This is a genomic window from Mesorhizobium sp. M2A.F.Ca.ET.037.01.1.1 (genome assembly GCF_003998075.1).
Lineage (GTDB): Bacteria > Pseudomonadota > Alphaproteobacteria > Rhizobiales > Rhizobiaceae > Mesorhizobium.
The window spans coordinates 1-1082 of sequence record NZ_RZSA01001471.1 but is presented as its reverse complement, the minus strand read 5'-3'; the positions used below and the strand labels follow the sequence as shown (position 1 = coordinate 1082).

General features: G+C 64.4%; 1 protein-coding gene and 1 pseudogene. One reads left to right on the top strand and one right to left on the bottom strand.

What is annotated here, in order from left to right; translation table 11 throughout:
* Window positions 1-109: 109 nt before the first annotated feature.
* Window positions 110-520 (top strand): hypothetical protein, encoded by a 411-nt coding sequence (locus EOA27_RS37675; RefSeq protein ID WP_126080900.1) that lies wholly within the window; start codon window positions 110-112, stop codon window positions 518-520.
* A 269-nt stretch (window positions 521-789) separates the two neighbouring features.
* Here EOA27_RS37675 and EOA27_RS37670 read toward each other — a convergent pair.
* A pseudogene (locus EOA27_RS37670) lies at window positions 790-1082 on the bottom strand (response regulator); the annotation flags it as partial.

Here is a 1082-nt window from a genome sequence, read left to right as displayed (position 1 = left end):
GTCTGTTTCAATCCTGTTACACAGGCAATCGCCGCCAATCATCCGACTGTTACGTGGTGCGACTAAGTTCGTTTCACAGCAAAAAGAAAGATAACGAAGGGAACACCCTATGTTTGCGAAAGTTCATGCCGCCGATACCAATCGCCGCCAGCATGGCCCGGAGCGCAATGACCGCCGGCCGAAACTTGCGCTGCGCCAGCGCGCCAGCGACCATCCGATGGCGATGTTCATGCTGATCGGCGCCTGCGCCTTCGTCGGCATGCTGGCCGCGCCCGCCTCCGGTCCGGCCTTCGCTTCGATCAACCCGCCGGCCAATGTCGTTGAAGGCGCGCAGACCACGCTCAAGACCGCCCGCCTGCCGGAATCTGCGATCGACTTTGCCTGTAAGGGCCAGAACTGGGGCGCCGAGAGCGTCGAGTGCCTGCGCGCCATCGCCGAGCAGTCCGGCCAGCACCGTGAGCGCGCTGTGCGCATGATCGCCAACGCCGCCCCGGTCACCAACACGCCGAACATTTTTTAAGACCTCCCCAGAGCGCTCCCTCCTGCGCTCAAGTCAGGCTCCCGCCGCTGAAGTCGGTCGGGAGCCTCTTTTTTGGGGTCTGCCCATATTCAGGTGAGGCCGGCCTGCGAAGGGTGGCCTCCTGCGCTTCCGGTGCTCACGTACTTTAAGTACGCTCCGCTCCGGTTCTCGGAAGCCACCCTTCTCGGCTCGGCCTGACCTGAATCTGAACAGACCCCGCGCAGGCGCCAAGTCGGAATTCGGCCGCGCGCCTTTCCAGGTTAGCCCGCTCAGATATGGGAGCCATTGTCGGCCGCGGCTGCGGCCTCGTCGGCTACCGCCGACAGGATGCCGCGGACGTCGAGCGTCGAGAAGGGCTTTTCCAGAATGTGCGGGCGCTGCGGCGGCGGCAGCGCTTCGATCTCCGCCTTGGCGCCGATGAGGTCGCCGGTCACCAGCACGAAGCGCTTGGCCAAAGCGGGCTGCTGCGAGAGCAGCTCGCGGTAGATCGCGATGCCGCTAGTGCCCGGCATGCGCAGGTCGGAAAAGACGATGTCCGGCGGCATATGGCCCGTGAGCACGT

What these genes read in the sequence shown, in the direction of transcription:
- EOA27_RS37675 (WP_126080900.1), top strand. Translation starts at nt 110, where the DNA reads ATGTTTGCGAAAGTTCATGCCGCCGATACCAATCGCCGCCAGCATGGC.